This window comes from Thermostilla marina (genome assembly GCF_054657455.1).
The window spans coordinates 362,582-386,257 of sequence record NZ_BAAHYR010000001.1 but is presented as its reverse complement, the minus strand read 5'-3'; the positions used below and the strand labels follow the sequence as shown (position 1 = coordinate 386,257).

General features: G+C 63.7%; 15 protein-coding genes and 1 tRNA gene. 5 read left to right on the top strand and 11 right to left on the bottom strand.

The genetic code is table 11. The features are described from left to right. Nucleotide 1 precedes the first annotated feature (1 nt). The 6 genes from ACYQ2I_RS01335 to ACYQ2I_RS01310 are packed head-to-tail and all read right to left on the bottom strand — an operon-like array spanning nucleotide 2 to nucleotide 4,317. Nucleotides 2–1,216, bottom strand: coding sequence for a GNAT family N-acetyltransferase (locus ACYQ2I_RS01335; RefSeq protein WP_460165182.1), 1,215 nt, complete (start codon nucleotides 1,214–1,216; stop codon nucleotides 2–4). Continuing rightward, complete coding sequence (locus ACYQ2I_RS01330) at nucleotides 1,195–1,635, bottom strand: ParB N-terminal domain-containing protein (RefSeq protein ID WP_460165181.1); 441 nt, start codon at nucleotides 1,633–1,635, stop codon at nucleotides 1,195–1,197. Before ACYQ2I_RS01330 ends, ACYQ2I_RS01335 begins: the two co-directional genes overlap by 22 nt. A gap of 26 nt (nucleotides 1,636–1,661) precedes the next feature. Next, on the bottom strand, nucleotides 1,662–1,922 hold the full coding sequence (locus ACYQ2I_RS01325; RefSeq protein WP_460165180.1) for a hypothetical protein: 261 nt from the start codon (nucleotides 1,920–1,922) through the stop codon (nucleotides 1,662–1,664). Then, complete coding sequence (locus ACYQ2I_RS01320; protein ID WP_460165179.1) at nucleotides 1,919–3,169, bottom strand: S1 family peptidase; 1,251 nt, start codon at nucleotides 3,167–3,169, stop codon at nucleotides 1,919–1,921. Before ACYQ2I_RS01320 ends, ACYQ2I_RS01325 begins: the two co-directional genes overlap by 4 nt. A gap of 36 nt (nucleotides 3,170–3,205) precedes the next feature. Then, nucleotides 3,206–3,856 (bottom strand): hypothetical protein, encoded by a 651-nt coding sequence (locus ACYQ2I_RS01315; RefSeq protein WP_460165178.1) that lies wholly within the window; start codon nucleotides 3,854–3,856, stop codon nucleotides 3,206–3,208. Beyond that, complete coding sequence (locus tag ACYQ2I_RS01310; protein ID WP_460165177.1) at nucleotides 3,853–4,317, bottom strand: hypothetical protein; 465 nt, start codon at nucleotides 4,315–4,317, stop codon at nucleotides 3,853–3,855. Before ACYQ2I_RS01310 ends, ACYQ2I_RS01315 begins: the two co-directional genes overlap by 4 nt. Nucleotides 4,318–5,040: 723 nt before the next feature. Here ACYQ2I_RS01310 and ACYQ2I_RS01305 point away from each other — a divergent pair. Then, nucleotides 5,041–6,309, top strand: coding sequence for a glycoside hydrolase family 117 protein (locus ACYQ2I_RS01305; protein WP_460165176.1), 1,269 nt, complete (start codon nucleotides 5,041–5,043; stop codon nucleotides 6,307–6,309). A gap of 45 nt (nucleotides 6,310–6,354) precedes the next feature. On the opposite strand, the gene ACYQ2I_RS01300 is transcribed toward ACYQ2I_RS01305, so the two are convergent. The 4 genes from ACYQ2I_RS01300 to ACYQ2I_RS01285 all read right to left on the bottom strand — a co-directional run bounded on the left by ACYQ2I_RS01300 (nucleotide 6,355) and on the right by ACYQ2I_RS01285 (nucleotide 11,597). Beyond that, nucleotides 6,355–7,524 (bottom strand): hypothetical protein, encoded by a 1,170-nt coding sequence (locus ACYQ2I_RS01300; protein WP_460165175.1) that lies wholly within the window; start codon nucleotides 7,522–7,524, stop codon nucleotides 6,355–6,357. A 561-nt stretch (nucleotides 7,525–8,085) separates the two neighbouring features. Then, the gene (gene tig, locus ACYQ2I_RS01295) at nucleotides 8,086–9,675 is read right to left on the bottom strand and encodes a trigger factor (protein ID WP_460165174.1); all 1,590 of its coding nucleotides are present in this window, start codon (nucleotides 9,673–9,675) and stop codon (nucleotides 8,086–8,088) included. 50 nt (nucleotides 9,676–9,725) lie between these two features. After that, nucleotides 9,726–9,798 (bottom strand) — tRNA-Gly (locus ACYQ2I_RS01290). A gap of 422 nt (nucleotides 9,799–10,220) precedes the next feature. Further along, nucleotides 10,221–11,597 (bottom strand): S41 family peptidase, encoded by a 1,377-nt coding sequence (locus tag ACYQ2I_RS01285; RefSeq protein ID WP_460165173.1) that lies wholly within the window; start codon nucleotides 11,595–11,597, stop codon nucleotides 10,221–10,223. A gap of 341 nt (nucleotides 11,598–11,938) precedes the next feature. Between ACYQ2I_RS01285 and ACYQ2I_RS01280 the strand changes: the two genes are divergently transcribed. The 4 genes from ACYQ2I_RS01280 to ACYQ2I_RS01265 all read left to right on the top strand — a co-directional run bounded on the left by ACYQ2I_RS01280 (nucleotide 11,939) and on the right by ACYQ2I_RS01265 (nucleotide 19,541). Further along, a complete protein-coding gene (locus ACYQ2I_RS01280) occupies nucleotides 11,939–13,564 on the top strand; it encodes a sensor histidine kinase (RefSeq protein ID WP_460165172.1) in 1,626 nt (541 codons plus the stop codon). Nucleotides 13,565–13,568: 4 nt separating this feature from the next. Then, nucleotides 13,569–14,948 carry a sigma-54-dependent transcriptional regulator gene (locus tag ACYQ2I_RS01275; RefSeq protein ID WP_460168391.1) on the top strand — a complete coding sequence of 460 codons (1,380 nt, stop codon included), beginning with the start codon at nucleotides 13,569–13,571 and terminating at the stop codon, nucleotides 14,946–14,948. A gap of 212 nt (nucleotides 14,949–15,160) precedes the next feature. Further along, nucleotides 15,161–16,213, top strand: a complete 1,053-nt coding sequence (locus tag ACYQ2I_RS01270; RefSeq protein ID WP_460165171.1) for an aldo/keto reductase — start codon at nucleotides 15,161–15,163, stop codon at nucleotides 16,211–16,213. Nucleotides 16,214–16,505: 292 nt separating this feature from the next. Continuing rightward, a complete protein-coding gene (locus ACYQ2I_RS01265; RefSeq protein ID WP_460165170.1) occupies nucleotides 16,506–19,541 on the top strand; it encodes a GH116 family glycosyl hydrolase in 3,036 nt (1,011 codons plus the stop codon). 61 nt (nucleotides 19,542–19,602) lie between these two features. Here ACYQ2I_RS01265 and ACYQ2I_RS01260 read toward each other — a convergent pair whose 3' ends face one another. Continuing rightward, nucleotides 19,603–23,640, bottom strand: a complete 4,038-nt coding sequence (locus ACYQ2I_RS01260; RefSeq protein WP_460165169.1) for a family 10 glycosylhydrolase — start codon at nucleotides 23,638–23,640, stop codon at nucleotides 19,603–19,605. Between the last annotated feature and the right edge of the window lie 36 nt (nucleotides 23,641–23,676).

Sequence of the window (23,676 nt, the reverse complement as noted above, 5' to 3'; positions counted from 1 at the left end):
CTCATGCTCCCTGCGGGTTGGTGTCGACGTATCGAAACGAGACCGCCGCACGTCCTTCGACTCCGCGATACGCCGGCACCAGGTGCGAACGTCGCACCGCTCCTGCGCGACGCACGTCGACGACACGCCATCGCGGCGATCGGCGACAATGGGCGATCACCGCCGGATGCGAGGCGGTAATGTGCATCGGAATTCCCCGCCGCACGTGCCACGCGGCGAGCGTATCGAGAAAGGCCCCGCCGATGCCGATCCCCTGAAATTCCGGCCGCACGACCAACCGGCTGATGCGACGCCTGCCGCGACGGCCCAACACCGACGCCGTCGCGCAAAAGGCGACCGCTTCCTTCTCCCACACCGCCAGGTAACAGCGTGCCCCGGCCGGCAAACTGCCGTTTAGATAGTGAAATCGGCGATAGGCCCGCCACGCATCACGCGCGCAAGGAACGATCGCCAACTCGATCGGCGGTCGCCGAAGACACCCTCCGTGAAACGAACCCGACTGCATGTCGATCACCCAGTCGGGCGTCAACCAGTCGACCACATCGTAATGACACGTGACCGCAACGAACCGGCAAGGAATCTCGCCTCGCCGCAGGCACCGCGCCGAGGCCGCCGAAACGACCTTCGCCGTGTGCCGATCGACCACGCTGGTGTACTCGTCGAACACGATCACCGGTCGCTCGTCCGCCGGAAGCAACTCGGGAACGAGGACGTTTTCCGGTACTTCGGGCGAATCGTCCCACGCCCGGGCGAACGCCCGCGCCAGGTCGCAGCGAAACCGCTCGCCTTGCGATAACACGCGGTACGGCTTCAGCCACGACGGAGGCGAGCCGAACCCGACGGCCGTCAGCAGCCGCACCGTGCGGCGGATAGGCAAGTCGAACGCGTCGATCACGGCCCGATCGGCAGGCCATTCGTGTTTTCGCACCACGCGGTCGCCGAAAAGCGCTTCGGCCAACGTACTCTTCCCGCTGCCCGAGGGCCCCACGATCAACCCGACGTGCCACGGACCGATCTCGCGAGGCAAGGCGACGCGAAATTCTTCGCGGTGTTCGCTCGACAGCTTCAGGCCGAACATGCCTGCGGCTTGCTCCACGCGAAACGACCGCGCTACCGGGCAGGCGCACCGCACGTGCACCGTTCGCTCGCCCGTGTCGCTTCGCACGACGCGCACGTGCGGCGGTTCCCCGTGTTTCACAGAACGATCACTCGGCACGTGTATCCCTCGTCGGTCAGGCGTGAGTAGAGTTCCTGTTGCTGGTCTTCGTCGGTGCAATCGACGATCAATTGGTAGATACCTTCGGCCGGAAGCCGATCGTCGTCCGATTCGGCCAAGGCCGCCAGCGGATCGAAAAACGCCAAGAACGTTTCGGCCTCGGCGTCGTCGAGATCGACGATCAACACCGGCACTTCGGTTTCCGGCGTCGTCTCCGCCCGCAAATGGCCGTCGAGCAACTGGAGCGAGCCGTCTTCCAGCTCGCGGGCGATCAAGGCGTCGGCGTAGCCGATCTCGGCCAGCACGGCCTTCAGCCGGTCGCGCTGCGAATCGGGATGCGTTCGCCAGTTCCGCGGATGCGGCTGCAACAACTTCGCCGGAACGCGGCGCAACTCGCGAATGCGGTCGCGGATGTGCATAGGCGGCCTCCCTGAACTTCGTCGCGTCATCCCAACGGATCGCCCGCAACCTGTTCGGCTAGTCGCGCGAGTTCGTCGCGCTGATACCGCATTTCGGTTTCCAACCGAACACAACGTTGCGTGCAGTCGTGCTCGTGATGCGTCATCTCGTCGAGCTTGCGTTCCAGGCGTTCGAGGCGATCGGCGACGACGGCCAACCGCGCTTGCACCAACAACATCCAGGGCACGATCGCCGCCGTCGCGGCGGCCGCCATGCCGATGACGATTCCCCATTCTTGAGCGGTCATGATTGCGGCCTTCGTGTCGACTCGTCGGATTCCACTTCGCCCTGCTCATCCGTCGCCGCATCCTCGCGCAACCGCAGCCCTTCCTCGGCGAGCCGCTCACGCAGACGCCGTTCGATCAGCCGCAACGCCAGCCGCGCCGCCAGCACGATCGCCAACGAAGGCGGACCGCTCCAGCCGAGCGCCGTCAGCAACGCGGGCAGCAACCGGTCGAGCCAGTTCGCCCCGCGGTCGCGGAGCACGTCGGCGGCAACCTGCCGGACGACCTGACGAACGTTGTCTTCGCCCCAGCGGGCTTCGGCCGTCTCGATCCGCTGTTGCAATCGCGCCGCGGCGGCCAGCCCCGCCTCGATCGTTTCGAGGCGTTTTCCCAATGCGGCTTGTCGATTCGCGTCCTCTTGTTCCCGTTCGCGAAGCTGCGCAGCCAAGGCGTCGAGGCGTGCACCGACTGCATCGGGCGAAAGCCCCGGTCGGCCGTCGGATTCAGGAATCTCGTTTGCCCCGCTATCCAAGACGACGGCGACGGCATCCCGCACGCGCCCGATCAAGCGTCGCAACCGGCCGCAGTACGTTCCCACCGAGCGGCTGCCGTCGGTGCCCCACAGCACGGCGACCACGCGACCGCGCGCATCGAGGACGGGGCCTCCCGAATCGCCCTCGCGCGCGGCCCCCGAAACCGCCAATGTTTCGCGGCCGGGAAGCGTCCCCTGCCCCACGTAGCCCAACGCTTTGCCCGAACGAAAGACAAGTCGTCCGTCGCTGCCGTACCCGCAGGTGTACAGCACCTCACCCGCCTGCGGTGCACGCTCGGCAAGCGAGAGAGGCGTCACGACCAGCGGCGGTGTTTCGAGCAGGGCGACATCCCACTGCCGATCGAGCAGGCGCACCCGGGCGAGCCGACGGCTGCCGTCGGGAAACAAAACGCTCGTCTCGCCGATCCCTTCGGCGAACAAGTGCGCACAGGTGAGCACCCAAGCGTGGGCGTCGCTCGCGCCCACCACGGCGCCCGAGCCGTAACTTGAAAACGGCCCTGTTCGGTTCACCACACGCACGATCGCGTTTCGGTCGATCGACACCGGCGGCGCTGCCGTGCTTTCGCCTTGAACCGCCGGCACACGGCACGTTCCGCCGACGCATTGCCCGCGGGCCGAATCGCACCGTCCCCACGCCGCCGCGCAGGCGATCGCGAAGGCGGCGAACAACGCCGCTGCTTCGGCATGTCGGATTCTTCTTTGTTCCGATTGCTGCATAGAAACGTGCCCCTTGTGTGGGTGCAGGGTCGCCGGTCATGCAACGGCCGCGGTCCCCGCCGTGTCGACCGGCAGGTCATGAGGATCCCAAACCAATGTGCCGCGGTAACGCAGAAAGGCGCTGCGGGCGAGATCGGCCGGTTCGGTCCAGGCATCGGCCAGATGGGGAACCAGATCGATTCCGCCCCCGATCCGCCAGGCTTCCGCCACCGCCTGACTGCAAACCGGCGGCTTGGCACGCCGGTGGCGATCGTTCGTTCGGGGCGGCACCAGCCAGCGGACGATCGGTGCGTGTGCCGACGCCAAGGCGAGCAATCGTGCGAGGCCGTAGGGTTTTCCGGTCAGCCGTCCCATCCAGCGAACGGCCGCGCGCCGCGCCCGACGATCGCCGACGGTCGCTTGGAACCAATCGATCCGGCCGGGCATCTGCGCGACGAGGTTTTCCAGGCACACCGCCCGCGCACCGCGCACAAGGCGGGTTTCGAGACAGAACAGCGTATCGTCCCACCATCCGGCCAGCGCGGCGTGACTGTGTCGCCCGCGTCCCGCCCGGGCGACCGCTCCGTCGCTGCGGAACAACAACACGTCGCCGTCGCCGATCGCACCCGCTGCTTGCGGCCAGGTGATCGGGACGATCGGTTCGTCTTCGGCGGAAGTCGTCCAATGCCAAAACGCGAAAGGGATCATGCCTTCTCCTCTTCCTCGAAAGCCGGCTCGTCGGCCGATTCGGCCTCCAGCTCTCCGCGAACCAAGGCGGCGGCGCGGACTTCGAGATATCGCCGCAGATGCTCGCCTTTGAGGTTCACGCCCAGCGGTTCCCAGCGTTCGCTCGCGGTTCCGCGGCCGGGCGAACGTCGCTTGCCGTGTGCGGGAACGGGCTTGGGCAGCCTGCCCGCTGCGAGCATCTCCCGCAACCGACACACCCGACACGGAACCGTTGCGATCGCCCCGCAGCCGGGGCAACGTCGCACGGCGATCGGTTCGACGGGCTCGGTGGGAAGTTCCTCGCGGCAGGCGCGGTGCTTACCGGCCGCCACCCGATCGACCGTCTGCCGACTGGTTCCCAACCGCTTGGCGATTTGACGATGACTGAGGTCGCCGCGACGCAGAAGCGCTTCGACGGCGCGGACGAGTTGGGCCGAGATCACGGTTGCTTCCTCCGAAAGTCGGGGCCTGGACACGCGTGGGCAGACGCAGAAAATATACGTATGTACACTATTCCAGGGGAAAAAGAGCCCCGACCGAGCCGTCGGGTGCAAGCGTCGGGTGGACGGTGGCCCGTCGTCCCGGCACCGCCGAGAGCGACTCCCGCCCACGCGTCGACGCCCAAGATACGACATCAATCAGGCGTTTTCAAGTGTTTCTGGGCCACCCATCCGGCAATTACAACCACAATGCGCGCATAAAAATAGCAATTGTGGCCCATCGCAACCGATGCAACGAGGCGACATACCTTGCCGCAGAGACATCACAGGCACACGCATTCGATCAGGCCGAAGAACGGCCACGTGCCCGGCACGGCACGGTTGAACCATGGTGTCGCGGTGAACGCGCAGGGCACGTCTCTCCCCCTGATGGTGGCTCTGCGCCGGACTGGGCCCCCCGACGATATTCGCCCCACAAGTTTGGTCCCGTCTACGGGCTGCGGGATCTGTCACGTGACCGGACCGGTGCATCTGGGACGCGAATACACATACCATTTTCTGATATGCCGCATATCACTGAATACAATCAACGAAATGCTTGACTGCGGGCGACGCGAGTGTGAAATTGACGGCAAGCGAGGCGTTCACTGCCCCGACGGACATAGCGGGGCGAGGGCTCGGCAGCATTGTTCCATCGGTGACATTCGTTCAAGCGGGAGCGTCGTGATGTGGCGGCAAATCGTGGTTTCGGCGGTGATCGTGTGGAGCGGGCAGCTTGCCGCGGCTCAATCGCAGGAGTTCTTTCCCCATCGTTTTCCGAAGACGAAGCCGGATCGGCCGTTGAGCGCCGCGATGGAACGCATCTATCGTTATCCGGCTCCCCGACCGCAAGACAACGAGCTGTACACGCAATTTCGCTACACGCCGCTTGTCGGTTTCGATTATCACGACGGCGACGGCACCGTGTCGCGACGGGATCCCTCGCGGCCGATCTTCGTCGACGGGCTGTATCACGTGTGGTACACGAAGCGGGCAACGAAGACGCCGCCGATCGGCGCGTCGCGGGCGGACGAGGCGGACGACGAAACGCCTTCCACCGACTGGGACTTGTGCGAAATTTGGCACGCGGTCAGCAAAGACGGCTTCACGTGGGAAGAAAAAGGGGTTGCCGTACCGCGACCGCCGAAGCCGCATCCCGGTTGGCGCTCGGTGGCCACGCCCGAAATCTTCGTGTGGAAGGGCAAGTACTACCTGTACTACCAGGCGTTCGTCGAGCCGAGCGGGCTGCGCGGCGACTGGTGCGCGGTTTCGGCCTCGGTGGCCGATTCACCCGACGGGCCGTGGCGCCCCACACTGCGGACGATCGTGCCGACCGGCCCGCAAGGGGCTTGGGACCAAGACGCTATCCACGATCCGCATCCGATCGTCTACCGGGGCAAGATTTATCTGTACTACAAGGCGGCGTACAACAAGTGGCCCGACGTGCGCGATAAGTACATGGTGGGCCTGGGGCTGGCGATCGCCGACGATCCGCTCGGTCCGTTCGTCAAGCATCCGTTGAATCCGGTGCTCAATTCCGGACACGAGACGATGTTCTTCCCCTTCAAGTCGGGCGTGGCGGCATTGGTGATCAAGGACGGAAACGAGCGCAGCACGATCCAGTATGCCGAAGACGGCGTGAATTTCGAGATCGCCTCGGTCGTGTCGCTGCCGCCGATTGCCGCGGGGCCGTTCGTACCCGACGCCTTCACCGATACGAAAAACGGGCGCGGCGTCACGTGGGGCTTGTGTCACTTCACGAACGCCGGAGGGCCGGGGAAGCAACACTCGATCTTGGCCCGGTTCGACTGCGATTTGAGTCTCGATGTCGACGATCCGTGGATGAAAGGAACACACGTCTGGCTTCGGCCGGAGGTCTACTTCACGCAGCGTCTTTCAGCCGCGCAACGCGCCCGCGCCGAAGAGGCCACCCGCAAACTGCGCGAAAGCGAATGACCGCCGCGAACGACGTCTCCGCCTCTAACGTCGATCGATCCCCGGCTACCGGACGGCCGTGCCTGCCGGCGACGGTAACCGACTCCATTGCAAGATGATCTGGTGCGGTTGTTGCACCGGTTGCGGATGGGAAAGCTGCGTCGTCTGCGGGCCTTCGGCACTCGCTGACGCCGCCGGGCCTTGCGCCGCAAGGGAAGCCGATTGGGCAGGCGCGATCGGAACCAACGAACCCAGCGGCAGCCAACCGTCGGCTGCATGCGAAGGAGGTGCGGCAACCGCCGCGACTGCGGTATTTGAGGCCGGTTGCGGCACAGGCGGTTCCGGGGTCGCGTAGCCGGTGGGCGTCACGCGACCGGAAGTATCGGCAAGACGTTTATAGATGGAACCGTTCGGCTCCCGGCCCAAGACGCGATCCAATGTGTTGCGGGCGGCGGCCAGCAACGGGCGATCGGGCTGCTCGGGCGCGGACGGCTGCGACGGGTCGGGGCATCCTTGCGCGACCCAGTCGACCCACTTGAGTTGCAAGTCGCCCAGGCTCCCGTAGCCGTAATAGTCGCGGACGGCGGCGTTCCAGTCGTCGGTTTTCAAACCCGCCTCGAGAAACGCCACGTAATGGCGGTGGCCGCGCTGCGCGATCAGATATTCGGCCAGCGAATAGCCTTGGGCATACAGCGGCATGATGTCTTGCGGATACTCTTCCATCGCAAACATCCGATTGAAGGGGATGCCGCGACGGGTCTTCAGAAAGCGGACGAGCATCGTCCGGTGCTTTTGCCGCTCGCTGATGTGTTCGATGCAGGTGGCGCCGCCTTCATCGGCCCAGCGGGGCAGCGGTTGCCGAAAATGGCTGGCGAAGATCATGTGCGTGATCTCGTGCGGCAAGACGGAATCGAGCAGCCGCTCGCGCGAGCCCTGGATCGTCATCTGCCAGCCGAAGACTTCGCCGCGGTCGAAAACGAACGTGGTGGCACCGCCGGCGCCCAGGTTCGGTCCGTCTTTGACGGTGATCGGGCACGGTTCCGACCAGTTCGGCAGTTCGTGGCCCAGCCACAATACGGCCAGGTCGCGGCGGTATTGCTCGGCGGCCTCGGCCATTTGCCGGGCGAATTGCGGATCGGGCGATTCGACGACGAAGTTGCGGGTGGCGTACGAGGCGCCCGTGCACCAAAGCAGAAGCGACGCGCACAATGCCGCACGATAGAATCGAGCGTCCATGCTCCCGTTCCCACTCCCTTGGTCCTTGCGGCCGATGAGCGATTCGGCTTTCGGATCGGGCGACGTCCCGTGTCGCCGTTGTCCGCACGTGTGCCGAATCGAGCCGAATGAGCCGGGCGGGCTTCCGTGCCCAAGAGGTTGATCGTCGGATATGTTTCCGATGCGCGACGAGGCGTGTCGGCTTCGGAATCGGCTCCGCCGGAATCCTTCATCCGGACCGAAGGGCTCTCCCTCTGCCGCTTCCCTACGGCCACCGGCTCAGGCGGCTTTGGTTTCGCGTCGTGTGGCCTTCAATCTAACCCGGCAGGCGGATTTCGCAAACACCGATTTGCCGCGAAATTCTCCGGAACTTCGGGAATTTGTAGTGCTTGCGCTGCTAGCATCGGCGGGAGTGTTCGTTTGCGGCCGCACGGCGCCGCAAGAAACGCGAAACGGACGGCCTTGTTCCCGCAACACAAGGCCGTCCGTTCTTCCTCCGGCAATGACCGCGATGAAAATCGCGGGAGGCTTGAAACACGTCCGGCGGCTCTCGGCGGCGCCGGAGGCGTTCAACCCGATAAATTACTCTTCGGCCGATTCTTCCGGTTCGTCGGATGCGGTTTCGTCGTCGTTTTTCGCCGCCTTGACGACGGGCAAATCGACGGCCGATTCGTCGCCGGCCGCCCGCAGAATGTCGTCGACCGAGGCTTCGACTTCCTCGATGGCGACCTCATCCAGCAACTGCTGAATGACCTTCTCTTCGACGATTTGGTTGTGGAGGATATCCATTTGGCCTTCCCGCTCGAGTTGGGCGCGAATCCGCCGCGGCGGCTGATTCTGCTGCATTGCCAGTTGCAGGATGGCCACTTGATAGTCTTGCTCGGTCACCTCGATGCCGAATTCTTCGGCCAGCCGCTCGAGGATGAAGTGTTCACGCAGCGACGAAGCGACCTCTTCCGAGATTCGCTGCCGCATCGCGTTGAGGTAGCTGCGAACCTCTTCGGCCGAATAACCGGACGATTGAAGCTCCAGCGCCCGACGATAGATTTCGCGTTCGGCTTGCCGCCGCAACAGGCTGGGCGGTAGTTGCCAATCGGCACCTTGCAGCAACGCCGCGGTCAACTGTTCCCGCAAGTCGGCGCGCGCCATGTACTCGGCGCGTGACTTGAGATGATCGGCGGCGACCTCGCGAAGCTCTTCTTCGTCCTTCACGCCGTACTCGGACGCGACGAATTCCGGCGTGAGTTCGGGCAGCTTCAGCCGCTTGACCGCCTTGACTTTGAACTCGGCGGTCACGGTACGGTCTTCGGAGGTGAGCTTGACTTCGCACGTCCGCGTTTCGCCGGCCTTGACGCCTTCGAGGGTCTTGCCGAAATCTTCGATGCGGCCGTCGTGGAAGGTCAGCACCGGCCGCAGGCGGATGCGTTCGTTCTCCGACGAATTGAGAACGGTATCGCCGTCGCGGATGGTCAGCTCGGCCTCGATGTAATCGCCCAATTCGGCGGGACCGTCGACCGGCTCGAGCGTCGCCCGCGAATCGAGCAACCGCTCGATCATGCGATCCACGGCGGTGTCGTCGATGTTGTACTTCTTCCGCTTGAGGGTGATATTCTTCCAGTCGGGAAGTTCGAACTCGGGGCGGACCTCGATGTCGAACTCGAACCGCAAAGGCGCATCGTCGGGAAGGACGATCGCTTCGAGATCGAAATCAGGCTCGCTGATCGGCGTCAACTCGTCGCCCGAAAGCACCTGGTCGATGCTTTCCAGCACCAGTCGGTTCCGAACCTGCTCCTGGAAGCCTTTGTCCTTACGATAGCGCGTTTCGAGGACCTTGCGCGGCACATGACCGGGGCGAAAACCGGGCACCGCGGCCGTCTCTTGAAGTTCGTCGAGCTGTTCCTTGATCGTGCGCTCGACTTCATCGGCCGGGATCGTGACGACGATGTGCCGTTCGCAGTCCGAGACCTTTTCGATTTGCACGTCGAGTTGCCGTTGCCGGGGCTGTTCTTCTTCGGCTTCGGCGGTTTCGACGTCGGGCGTTTCGACGGCATCATCGGCCGTAGCGACCGCGTCGGCGGTATCGCTCGAAGCGCTCTCGGCAGCGGCCGAGGTCTCTTCTTCAGAACCGGGAGCGGAACGGAGTTCGTCCGAGTCGGAATTCGGTGTCACCATGCGTTTCACCAATCAAACGCTAGAGGTACGTATGAGAATTTCCGCAAGAGAGCGGGTGAAGGGACTCGAACCCTCGACAACGACGTTGGCAACGTCGTGCTCTACCACCTGAGCTACACCCGCTTACCGCTTCGCAGAGCCCACCGGTCGAACCGTGACAGGCCCATCGAAAGCATGTGATTATAGGCGAACTCGCCCCATCTTCAAGGGGCGGCGGAGCCTTCCCCATACGCCGGGAGACACCTTTTGGACGAACTCCGGTTTTCAAAGAGCGGGCACCGCAACGGATTCTTCCCCATGCGATGCCGTACATCCATCATATCTAACCTGTCGGTTCGGCAGCCGTCAAGCCCCCGCAAAACCGATTTGCTCGTCGGACGGGCGACCCGTCGCAGACGGCACCACGCCCCTCCGCCGCCTCGCCCGCGCCGTTCTCAACGGCACAACGGCCTGAACCGCGCAGTCTCCCCAAACCCCTTGTTTTCGCCAGGTTTCGGAAAAGATAAGAGCGGCGCGACGCGGGAAGTGTCGCTTTCCGGTGCGGCTCAGTCGTTCGCCGGTGCTCCAGCGGGATCGGTGTCGCGCGAGTCGCCGGTTTCAGGCGTTTCAGGCTCGGCTGCCGTCGCCGTTTCGCTACTGATCGGTTGCAGGCCGAAGTAGCGGAGGACGACATCCAATTGCGGATCGTAGCGGGCTTCGGAAACATCCTCGAATCCCTCCGGCAGCGGGGCCCCCTCGGCACGATAGAAGTCGCGCAGCGCCCGGTTGCGATACCATCGCTCGAATTCGTCGTCGTCGAGCTTGCGTTCCAGATCCGGTTCGGGAAGAACCCCCCATTCGGCCGATTCGTCGTCGCCTTCGTGCCGGTGGATGTTCTTTCCGCTGGGACGCCAGTAGCTGGCCGTGGTCAGCTTGATTTCGCCCAAACCGGTCGGGAGCAGGATCAGCTCTTGCACGGTCCCCTTGCCGAACGACCGCTCGCCCGCCACGACCGCCCGGGCGTGGTCCTGCAAGCATGCGGCGACGATCTCCGAAGCACTGGCGCTTTCGCCGTTGACGAGGACGACCATCGGCACGTCGCTGCAGAGCGAGCCGGGTGTCGCTTCGTACTGTTGTTTGATCGTACCGTCGCGGTAGCGGGTGGTGACGATCACGCCCGATTCGAGGAACAAATCGGCCACGGCGACGGCTACGTCCAACCGACCGCCGGGATTGTTCCTAAGGTCCAAGATCAGGCCTTCGATGCCGCGCTGATCGAGGTCCATCAGCACCTCGGCGAGCTGGTCATCCGTGGCGTCGGCGAAGGTCGTCAGCCGGATGTAACCGATCTGGGGATATTCTTCGAGGACGTATTCCCACGATCCGTCGGCCTTGCGGGTGTCGCCGATCACCGTGTCGACCTGGATCACCTCGCGGACGATGGTCAGTTCGATCGGTTCGTCGTTGTCGTCGCGCGACACCGTGATTCGGACGGGGGTTCCCGGTTCGCCCCGCAGCTTTTCCGAGGCCTCTTCGAGCGTCCAGCCTTCGGTCGATTCGCCTTCGATGGCGGTGATTTGGTCGCCGGGCTTGATTCCGGCCTCGTAGGCGGGCGTGCCCACCAGCGGACACGCGACCGTGATCCGCTTGGTTTCCGGATCCAAGTACACTTCGACCCCGATCCCGGCGAATTCCTGATCCAAATCCTCCTCGAACCGCTGAAGCTGTTTCGAATCGATGTAAGCCGAGTAAGGGTCGAGCGACTCGACCATGCCGTGCAAGGCGTTTTCCAAGAGTTCTTTTTCGGGCTTCGGTTCGAGCGCCTTGCGTTGGATTTCGAGCATGGCGAACTGGATGATTTGGCCCGAGCGCGATGCCCGCATCGCGCACGCCAGGCAAACCACCAACGCAATCGTCAAGACGGCGATGTTCCGACGAGGCATCTTCGGCTTCCGTTGTGGTTGAAACGTGGTTTCGGAGCGCGTGCCGGCTGCGTCGCCGCAGTTCGACGCGACAATTCTCGTCCACCATAGCATAGCCGTTTCGGTGATCCAATGCGGCACCCCCAAAAGCCGCAACCCTCCCTGTTTACCTAGATGGTTTATTTGCCCGGATGATCGGACGATTCGGATTGTCCTTGTGAATGCGGGGCGGAACTTGCTAGACTTCGCCGCCCGCCTTTGGTTGCGGGGGAAAGTTCTTTGCGCCGCGGCGCGCGAAAGAAGCGATTCTCGCAGGAACACGACTCATGACGGCATTGGGCAAGAGGATGAAACGACGTCCGATGCGCCGTCTCATCGTGATAAAGATGGGCGTCACGCTGGGGCTGGTGCTGGCCCTGGTCGTGTCGTTGGTGCTCAGCGGTTCGTATGCGGTGTTCGTGCATCGGCGCCTGGTGAAGACGCTTTCGTGGCGCGCCGTCGAATTGCCCCTGGCGGCCGAAATGAGTTCGCAAGTCGGCGATTTGCGGATCATGCTCGGCGAGCTGCGCGGAATGCAGGTCGTCGAAATTCCGGGTGAGCGCCGCCCCACGGGCAATCTCTATTTGCGGGATCGGTTTCGTTACAAGTTGTACGAATTCGATCGCACGCTGGCGGAGTATCGCCGCCGGCTCGAAGAACGTCGCAACGAAGGCTCCCGATTGGAAGACACCCAGTTCGAATGGGAAACCCTCCAGCGCATCGAACGCGAGTTGACGACGCTTCGCGCGGCGGCCAAGAGTCCCGAATGGATGGAAGACGGCTGGAAGGCCATCCTGCTCGACCAAGAGCTGGAATCATTGCAAGCGTCGGTCGCCGATCTGCCCAGCCGGTTGCATCGCCGCCTCGAGGGGCTGGCCACGTCGGTGCGCAGCGAGTACCGCGCGCTGGTGTTGATCTTGTGGGCCGAAGGGGCTTTGGCGATCGTCCTGTTGGTGGCCTTCTTGTACTCGGCCTATCGTTGGATCTTCCGGCCGTTGCAGACGTTGATTCGCGGGTCGCGGCGGGTTGCCGAGGGCGACTTCGCCTATCGCATCGAATTGGACACCGGCGACGAAATGGCCGAGCTGGCGGCGGCGATGAACGACATGACCGCCCGCTTCCAGGCCATCCGCAGCGATCTCGACGAACAGGTCCGGCGTCGCACGCGACAAGCCGTCCGCAGCGAACAATTGGCCGGCATCGGTTTTCTGGCGGCCGGGGTCGCCCACGAGATCAACAACCCGCTGGCGGTCATCTCGGTGTGCGCCGAAAGCATCGAAGAACGATTGGCCGAGCGGCTGAACCCCGACGACGAGGACGACGCCGTCGTCGCCGACTACCTGCGGATGATCCAGCAAGAGGCCTTCCGCTGCAAGGAGATCACCGAGCGGTTGCTCGATTTTTCGCGGGCGGGATCGCCCCGCCGTGAGCCCACCGTGTTGGCCGAATTGGTCGAAGCCGTCGTCGACATGGTCCGTCACGTCGGTAAGTACCGCGGAAAAAACATCGAAACGGTGCTCGACTGTGCCGTGACGGCCCCGGTTTGCCCCCAACAAATGAAACAGGTTTTGCTCAACCTGGTCGTGAATGCGCTCGACAGCATCGACGAACAGGGAACGGTAAAGGTAACGCTACGACGCGATGCCGATCATGCCGTGTTGACCGTCGCCGACGACGGCTGCGGGATGGACGCCGAAACGCTCGAAAAAATCTTCGAGCCGTTCTTCACGACCAAACGCGGAGGCCAAGGGACCGGCCTGGGATTGTCGCTGACGCATCGGATCGTCTCGGAACACCAAGGGGAACTCGAAGCCGAAAGTGCGGGCCCGGGGAAAGGGGCCGTGTTCACCGTCCGCCTGCCGCTGCGTGTCCCCGCCGACGAGTCGCTGCAACGTCCCGAAAACGATGGAAATCACCGCCGGAAAGAGAGTGATCGACATGCCGCATGAGATTATGAAATTACTTTTCGTCGATGATGAAGACGGTTTGCGGACGACGTTTTGCCGCGAGTTGCGCCGTGCCGGATACGAGGTCGTCGACTGCGCCGACGGGGCTTCCGCCTTGAAGGCGCTCGACGAGGCGACCTTCGATTGTATGATCGTCGACTTGAACATGCCCGGCATGTCGGGGCTGGAATTGATCGCCCAGGCGAAAGACGTCGCTCCCGAAACCGGCGTCGTCATCCTCACCGGCAACGGCTCGATGCAAACGGCGGTCACGGCCCTGCGGCACGGCGTGTTCGACTACCTTACCAAGCCCTGTAAGTTGGTCGAACTGAAGGCCGTCCTGGAACGATTCGCCGAGCAGCGCAAGCTCACGCAGCGTTACCGCGCGGCAAGACAACGGCTCCGCAAACTCGAAGGATCGATCGAACTCATCGGCCGTTCGGCGGCGATGGAAACCGTTCGCCGGTTGATCGCCCGCGTGGCGCCGACCGACTCGACGGTCTTGATTCTGGGGGAGACGGGAACGGGGAAGGAACTCGTCGCCCGCAGCATTCACGAACAAAGTCCTCGTGCCGAGATGCCGTTGGTCACGATCAATTGCGGGGCGTTGCCCGAACACCTGATCGAAAGCGAGTTGTTCGGCCATCGCAAGGGCGCTTTCACCGGGGCGGAAGAGCACCGGCCGGGGTTGTTCGAAGTGGCGCACGGCGGCACGTTGTTCCTGGACGAGATCGGCGAATTGCCGAAGCCGATGCAAGCGAAGCTGCTGCGGGTGCTCGAAAGCGGCGAAGTTCGACGCATCGGCGATACGAAGTCGTTCACCTGCGACGTCCGCATCGTCGCGGCGACCCATCGCGATTTGCCCGTGATGGTGGCCGAAGGCGACTTCCGCGAAGACCTGTGGTACCGCATCAACACGTTCGAACTGCACTTGCCGCCGTTACGCGAGCGTCGAGAAGACATCCCCCTGCTTGCCGAGCATCTGGCGCGACGGTTGCGTCCGCGGATCGAGTCGCTACCGTTGTTTACCGATGCCGCGATCGAAGAACTGTGCCGTCACGACTGGCCGGGGAATGTGCGTGAACTGGCGAACGTGATCGAGTACGCGTGGATTCTTTGCGACCGACCGCCGATCGACATCGACCACCTGCCGGGACGTTTCAGCAGCACGAAAAAGCCCACCGCCGTTCCGGCGACGCAACCCGCCGGCCCGTCGAAAGCGATCGCGCAGGGACTTTCGTTGCGCGAGATCGAGCGGCACGCCATCTACGCGGCACTCGATCGACACGACGGCAACAAGCCCGAGGCCGCGAAAGAATTAGGAATCAGTCTCAAGACGCTCTACAACAAGCTGAATCAATACGAGGCCGAACGTGCTGCCGGTTGATCCGCGACGGCGTTCGCACCGGGGGCGGTAATGACCGACGCTTGTTTACCCGCGGGTCGCCTTTTGTCCGGCGTTTTCGACGGAATTTTCTTGACCTCGTCGATCTCTATTCGAATGATGGTGGTGTCTTGAAGGAGGCCCTCGAAGCCTTCGATCGTCGACTTCGAGACGATCGACCCGGACCATCATCCTTTACGTGGGGGATCGACGTAATGAAACGACGCTCATTCTTGCATGTCGCCGGTAGCGTGGCGGGCGCATCGGTATTGGGACCGGGGTTGCGGGCAGCCGAACCCGACAAGAAATCGCCCGAAGGCATGCCGCGCCGCGTCCTCGGGAAGACGGGCCTGGAAATCTCGACCGTCATCTTTCCCGGCTTGGCCCTGGTGCACGCCGAGCAAGAAGAAGGGGCGAAGGCGATGCACCGCGCGCTCGACGAGGGCGTGAACTACTTCGACGTGGCTCCCGCCTACGGAAACGGCGATGCCGAAATCAAAATGGGCATCGGCCTGCAAGACGTGCCTCGCGACAGGTACTTCCTCGCCTGCAAGACGAAAATGCGCGACAAGGAAGGCGCCCGGCAAGAACTGGAACGCTCGCTCCAGCGACTGAAAACCGATCACTTCGACGTCTACCAGTTGCATTGCCTCCGCTCGCGCGACGAAGTCAAGCAAGCCCTGGGACCGGGCGGCGCAATGGAGACGATCCTCGAGGCGCAAAAGGAAGGCAAAGTCCGTTACATCGGTTTCTCGGCCCACACCTGGTACGCGGCCGTCGATGCCATCGAGGCCTTCGACTTCGACACCGTCATGTTCCCCATCAACTTCGTCGAAATGCTCACCTGGGGGTTCGGCAAGCAGGTGATCGAAGCGGCCGGCAAGAAGAACATGGGCATCCTGGCGATCAAGGCGATGAGCCGCGGTGCCTGGCCGCAAGGCATGGAACGCACCCGCAAGTGGTGGTACCGCTGCACCGAAACCGAAGAAGAAATCAACCTGGCGATCCGGTACACGCTGTCGCTGCCGGGCGTGACGACGGCCGTCTCACCGTCGTTCATCGACCTGTTTGAGAAGTCGGTCGCCGCGGCAAAAGCGTACCGGCCGATCACCGACGAAGAAGTCGACAAACTCCGCAAGATCGCAGCGGAATCGCCCGCCCTGTTCAAACGCGAACACGAGCAATTCGCGCACGCCGACGCAATCGACCACCCCGTGTGGCCCGACAGTCCGCACGAATGCTGCGGCGGAGGCGAAATGCTCGCCTGACCCGGCGATTCGCCGGACCGTCGTCTCGGTCGTTCGCCCGAGTCGATCGGCGATCCGCGACGGGATTGCTGCGCGCGGTTTGTGCGCCGCACGTACATACCTTCCTTCGACACCTTGCCTTGAATGTTCCAGGAGGCGGACCATGACGCGCAAACGGGTTTCTTCTGCGCCGAAAAACGGCGACGCCGGCCTCTCTCCGCAAACTTCCCCCACACAACCACCCTGCTGCCCAAGCGGAAACTGCGATGGGGCGAACGACCTAGGTTCGGTCGATCGTCGCGGATTCTTGCGAATGAGTGCTGCCGCCGGGGCCTTGGGCGCGATCACCGCCGGTCCTTTCACGCGGGCCGACGAGACGCAACATCCGATTCCCGCCGACAAGAAATTGTCGCCCGACTGGATCGCCGCCTTGTACGAGCGCGGCGAGTCGACCTGGTACGCAGGCGACGACCTGACGAATATCGGGATGCCGATCGGCGGTGTCTGTGCCGGACAGGTCTACCTGACCGGCGACGGACGGTTGATCCACTGGGACGTGTTCAACCAAAAGAACTTCACCGGCTACGGGGCGACGAACTATCAGTCGTTTCCCAAGCCGCATTGCCCGCTGCAACAGGGCGCGGCCGTCGAGGTCGTCTTGCCCGACGGAAAACGGCTTCGGCGAACCTTGGATCGCGACGGGTTTCCGAACGTTCGTTTTTGCGGCGAATATCCGATCGCGACGGTCGACTACGGCGACGATTTTCCGCTGTCGATCGTGCTCACGGCGTTCTCGCCGTTCATTCCGCTGAACGCGGCCGATTCGGCCATCCCCTGCACGATTCTGCGATACCGAGTGAAAAACCGAAGCGACTCGCAACTGAGCGGACGGTTGGCGGTCGCACTGGAAAACGGTGTGGCCCGCTTCAGCGGCCAAACGCTTGCAGGCAAGCGCACCAATCGTGTGCTCCGACGGAAAGACGATCCGAAAAGCATCATGGTGCTGTCGCGTGCCGAAGCGACTCCGCCGGCGGCCGAGCCGCGCCCGCCGGTCGTCCTTGCCGACTTTGAAGGCAACGACTACGGCGATTGGCAGGTTGAAGGTGATGCCTTCGGCAAGCGTCCGGCGACGGGAACATTGCCCAACCAGCAAGAGGTTTCCGGCTTCGAAGGCAAGGGATTGGTCAACACGTACCTCGGCGGCGACCAGCCGCACGGGAAGCTCGTTTCGCCCGAGTTCACCATCGATCGCGCATTCATCAGTTTCTTGATCGGCGGAGGGAGCGATCCGGAGCGCACGTGCATTCGGCTGCTGGTCGACGGCAAGGTCGTCCGCACCGCGGCCGGACAAAACAACGAACGCCTGATGCCGCACAATTGGGACGTGCGGGAATTCGCAGGAAAACGCGCCCGCATCGAAATCGTCGACGAAGCCTCCGGCGGCTGGGGACACATCAACATCGACCAGATCGAACTGCGGGACGTGCCGCGTTCGGCCCCTGCCGGGCCGCTCGAAGCCCAGGCCGACTTCGGCACGATGGCCCTGGCCGTGCTCGAAAGCGACGACTCCGCCTTCGCCACCGCGGTTGTTTCCGGCGAACTTGACGCAATGTTCGCATCGCTCGACGAGCCGGCGGCCCACGCCGAAGCGTCGTTCGGCAACGCCTTGGTGGGTGCGGCAGGCGGAAGCTTCGATTTGGCGCCGGGCGAAGAAGCCGTCCTCTCGGTGGTCGTCGCCTGGCATTTTCCGAATCGGCCGCAGCACGGGAATTATTACGCGAATCGCTTCGCCGACGCCGCCGCGGTCGTGGAGTACGTCCGCGAACACTTCGATCGCTTGGTGGGCGAAACGCAGCTTTGGCACGACACGTGGTACGATTCGACCCTGCCTCATTGGCTGCTCGACCGGCTGTTTTCGACCGTATCGACGTTGGCGACGGGCACGTGCCAATGGTGGGCGAACGGGCGGTTTTGGGCGTGGGAAGGCGTCGGCTGCTGCCGCGGCACCTGCGCGCACGTGTGGAACTACGAGCACGCGATGGCCCGGCTGTTCCCCGAGCTGGAACGGTCCGTCCGCGAAATGCAGGACTTCAATCCCGAGGCCGGCTTCGACGAAGCCACCGGCGCCGTTCGCTTTCGCGGTGAAGATTGGAAATTGTGGGCGGGCGATTCGCAGGGAGGAACGGTCCTCAAGGCCTACCGCGAACATCAATGCTCGCCCGACGACGCCTTCCTCCGCCGCAATTGGCCGCGCATCCGCAAAACGCTCGAATTCCTTTTCACTCAAGACGGCGACGCGAACGGGCTGTTGGAAGGCTCGCAGCACAACACTTACGACATCAACTTCTTCGGCCCGAACACGATGATCGGATCGTTGTATTTGGCGGCGTGTCTGGCCGCCAAGGCGATGGCCGAGGAGCTCGGCGACCGCGAGTTTGCCGAAACGTGTGAGCGCATCTATCGGGCCGGGCGCGACGCGACCGTCCGCGAGTTGTTCGACGGCGAATACTTCATTCAAAAGGTCGATCTCACGGCGCATCCCGATTTCCAATACGCCGAAGGCTGTCTTTCAGACCAACTGTTCGGCCAAGGTTGGGCGCATCAAGTGGGATTGGGATACGTCTATCCGCCCGAAACCGTCCGTTCGGCCTTGGAGGCGATCTGGAAATACAACTGGACGCCGGACGTCGGCCCCTACAACGCCGAACACAAACCCGAGCGCTGGTTCGCCCGCGCCGGACAAGCCGGTCTGTTCACCTGCACCTGGCCGAAGAAACCCTACGGCGGCGGAAAACCGGTCCGCTATCGCAACGAAGTGTGGACGGGTATCGAGTACCAGGTGGCCGGAAACATGGTGTGGGACGGCATGCTCACCGAGGCCCTGGCGATCTGCCGGGGTATTCACGAACGGTATCATCCTCGCAGCCACAACCCGTGGAACGAGGTCGAATGCGGCGATCACTACGCCCGCGGCATGGCGAGCTACGGGGTGTTCCTCGCCTTGTGCGGCTTCCGCTATCACGGGCCCAAAGGCGTCTTGGGCTTTGCGCCGAAGTTCCCCGGCGACCGGTTCCAAGCAGCGTTCACCGGGGCCGAAGGTTGGGGTTCGATCGCGCAGACGCGCGACCCTTCCGGGCAAACGAACAGCGTCGAGGTGCGCTGGGGCCGGTTGCGGCTGACCGAACTCGTCTTCGACGTACCGGGTGAGGGCACGATCGTTGAAGCGACGCTCGGTGATCGACCGATCGAAGCGACGGTCGTCCGCGAGGGGACGACGGTCCACGTCCGACTCCGCGAGCCGATCGTCGTCGAACGCGGCGAAACGCTGCGCGTTCGTTTTCCGGCGTGACGTCAGCGGTCGTCAGAACAACAGGCGTGTTGCCGACGGCGTGATTCCGCCGCATCGCGGTTCAGAATCGCAACAGGCGATCGGGGAGGACGCCGCGCAGGCGATCCCACAAGCGGGCCGACCGATCGGGCGGCTCCTCCTCGGCCTTGGGCGTCGCCGGTTTGTTCGGTTCCGGCGGAATCGTCGAAACCAATCCCGAGGGCGGTACGTTCGCCATCAAGTACCGCGCCCAATAGTCGTCCAGTACGCGCAGGCAATCGGCGATTTCACCCTCGGAATACTTGGCTTCGGCGGGCGCGATCCGCTTGAACAAGGCGACCCGTTCCGACTTGCTGAAGGCCAGGTCGCACAATCGCAAGTCGTCGATCCAAACGACGCCCTTGCCCGCCAGGGCCAGGCGAATTCGCAGCGGCGACAGGTTGTTTGCCGGCAGGTCTTTGACTTCGACCATCACCGGCGCCCAGTCGGGACCGATTTGGGGCACCGGGCGTCCCGTGTCGGAGACGCCGATTTCGGCATAACGGACCAGCGGTCGATCGCCGTGTCGCCCCTCGATGAACACCCGCAGGGGAACACGTCCCGACGGATCGGCCGTTCGCAGCCACATCGAGATGGTCAATCGGCCGGTTTTGGGCGCGGGAATTTCGCCCGAGAGGACGGCCACGGGGTCGCCGTTGCTTTCCAGTTTGAGCGCGTAGGCACCGGCTCGCTTTTGTTCGGCATCGAGCGTCACCCGCGTGTTGCGGCTGGTGTAGATCTCCCAGCCGGGCAAGTTGCCTTCCGGTCCGGGAACCTGGTCGAACCCGGCATTTACCGGGGCGTCCAACAACGGGGGCGACCGGAGGGTTGCCGCCCGGTCGCTGATCTCGGCGATTCGGCGGCGCAGGTCGGCGTCGACGTCTTCCGACCAGCGCACGCGCGGATCGGCGAAATCGATCAGCGGCGAATCGAAGCGAACGGCGAGCAGGTCGTAAGCGTCGAGCGTGACTTGCCAGCGGACGGCCTCGCCCGCCCGCTCGAGATCCGCAATCGTCCGCGTGCCGGTCAACTCTTCCACCCGCACCGCAGGCGGCGCGCGCAAAGCGATCGAAAAGGTGACCGGAAACGGCGCTTCGTTCACAATGTAAGCGTAGGTGTGATTTCCGTGGCGTGCATAGCGCAGGACGACCGGTTGCGTCGTTCCCGAAGCAGGAACGAACGTGCGGAAGGGGATTCCCGGCAATTGGCGGTACGCAGCGACGAGCGGACGCAGGGCCTCTTCTTCGCCGATGGGCACGCGCCAACCGCCGTCGCACAACCAGTGGGCGTCCAGTTCGGCCAAGGCCTGCACGAAGCGCCGTCGGTTGCGGTAGTCGGCGGGCAACGGTTGCGTCAAGAGCCAGGTGAACGTCGGTTGGACGGGGCTCCGCCGATCGAACGAGGCCACGTGAAATTCGTTGGGCAGGTGGAAGAACAGGAAACCCGGCGTCGACGATTGCTGCCGCCAATCGAACCGGCCGAACAATCGCTCGATTTCAAATTCGACCGGATCGAGTCCCGGCCGATCTTCGAACAGCCGCTTGGGCCGCAGAAAGACGATACCCGGTTGGGTGGCCATCGTCTGAGCGTCGAGCCCCAATTCGAGAAAGACTTCATCGGCCGAGGGGGCATCTTCCAACGAGGGTCGCAGCCGGTTGCTCCATTCACTTGCCGAGAACAATGTGCCGCCCAGCACCAGCAGCTTGCCGTCGGGGCGTGCGGCGGTCATCTCGTGATGAATCCGCGTCAACAGGCTGTGGACGCGTTGCGCCCGCCAGCGCAGCCACGCCTGGCGATATTCGCCCAGCAAGAGATGCGCCCGTTGCGCGAAGCGGTCGGGACCGCCGGAATCGGGGATCCGAATGCCGGTTTCTTCGCTGAAGCGGGCGACCGTTTCGTCGTCCAGGCCCCATTCCGGCCCCGGCAGCACGAGGTAACCTTGCGAGGTCAGTTGCACCGCCAAACCGCGAAACGACGGATGGCTGCCGTACCGATCGACCAGTTCGTGGACGACCGCCAACACGGCCTCCTGCACCCGCGGATCGAGAATGTTGTAATACGGCGCCATGCCGTGCGTCGGTGTGATTCCGGCGGTCAGCGGTTTGCCGTGCGGGCCGATCCACCGCAGCGGCGAATCGGGTCGGCCTTCTCGTCGGATCGCTTCCTCCAACGCCGGAAGCGGCGTCGAGAAATCCATCGCCGGGATCATTTGCAGGCCTTCCCGGTCGAACAGCCGCAAGAGCATCTCCAAGACGTCCTTCCGGACCGGATCACAACCCGTCTCACAAAACACGCCCGTATCGTATCGCGGTGCCGGTTCGAGCAACTCGCTCGGGTACAACGTACTGCCTTCCGAAAAGACGGTGACCACCGCCCCGTTGTAACCGGCGAACCGCAGGTATTCGACCAGACGCGTACCGCCTTGGTAGAACGTGACCCAATCGTCGATCCCTTGCGTCGAAAACGGTCCCGGGGCGTCCTCGGCATTGAAGATTTCGGCGAACAGCGGCCGATGCAGGTACACCCCGTGGAATCGCTCGGGCGCCGGTCCTTGCCGCGGAAACGCAGGCGGCAGATGCTCCCAACCGGCGTACACGCTGATCCGTCCGTACACCGCCGGGACGTCGCGCCGCTGGTTCACCAATAGCAGCACGGGCTTGGTCGTTTTCGGCCAGAAGACGAATCGGTGACGCTTCCACGCCGGCGGAGAGGTATCTCCCGGCTCGCGTCGAACGGTGATGCCGCCGTCCACGCCCAACGGATGAATCGCCCCGGCTGCGTTCGGCTCCAACACGCTGTACGCCAAGGTCTGTTCGACATCACTGGGATAGGCAATCTCGACGATATGCGGCTTGCCCGGTTCGCGGACGGGCAACGAGTACGCTTCCCAGGCGTAGTCGTCGCTCGGGCTGGGCGGCAGCTCGACCAGTTCGCCGAGGGGATGTTTCCGCGTGCGCCGACTGCCCGAAGGCAGGCTCTCGTTGCGAAGGAACTTCCACGCTTGCAGTTCTTCCGGCAACTTCGCCAGCCGCTGCCAAAAGTCGGGCGAGGCGGCGTCGATCGGCTCACCGACCAGGCTCAGTGCACCGCCTGCCGCCTGATCCGTGACGAATTCATCACCTAATACCAAAACCTGGACGATGCGCTCGGCCGGCAGACTGCCGCGTGCCAGCGGCTGGCCGACGGCCTCGGCCAACGGGCCGCGCTTGCGCTGCGCCGTGATTCGCAAGTCGTAAGCCCCTTCGGCCGAAGGCAGCGGAATCTGGACGGGAAGCGACGGCGTCTGCGCCGGCACGATCTCGTATTGCACGCTGTTGAGGGGGCCCGCGTTCTTGGGCCGTATCAAGCCCATCTCTCCCAGTTTCACCTGCGGCAGCGAAAGGTTGCCCAGGTCCACTTCCGAGAGGCGTTCCAGCCCGCGGGACGAAGTCTTTATTCGGCTGCGGGCGGGGAAAACGTCGATCTGGATCCGAATTCGCTCGGTCGCCGGAACGTTCAAACCGCGCGGCTCGATGGTGAACTGCGCAGTCTCGCCGGGCCGAAAGATCAACGGCCGGTCGGTCGAAATATGCAACCGATCGCCGGGGATTCGCTGGACGTACAGCCGATTGCCCGACTCGTCGAGATTCTGTTGGAAATCTTCCTGGTCGAGCCGGCCTAGAACGACCCGGTGCACGACCTGCGGATTGGATCCATTGCGGGCATCGACCTGCAAGACGGCATCGGCAGGCGCTTCGATTTCGAGGTCCACGGCGTCGAACGCACGGGGAGCGGGCGAGAGGACGATCAACCGCCCGTTCTGAAGCACCATCGAACCGGGCTCATCCGGCTCGGTGCCTAGCGGTTCGAAGGCGACGACGCGTCCGCCCTCGAGAGAGACACCGATTTGCCAGGCCGTCGGTGTCCCGCCGCCCCACGACAGCCGGACTCCTCGTCGCTCGGCATGCACCGCCGAAGCCGCGGCCACGACCAAGAAGATCGCCGCGTACGCGCAGGCGAAGAGCCTCTGGGACCGAGCACCTTCCTTGGTGCGGACGATCCCTCGATGCTGTTCCGTTCTCGGACCTCCTTGTCCAAGCATCGAGTCGCTTTCGCCGTGATGTTTCGACTACCGGCC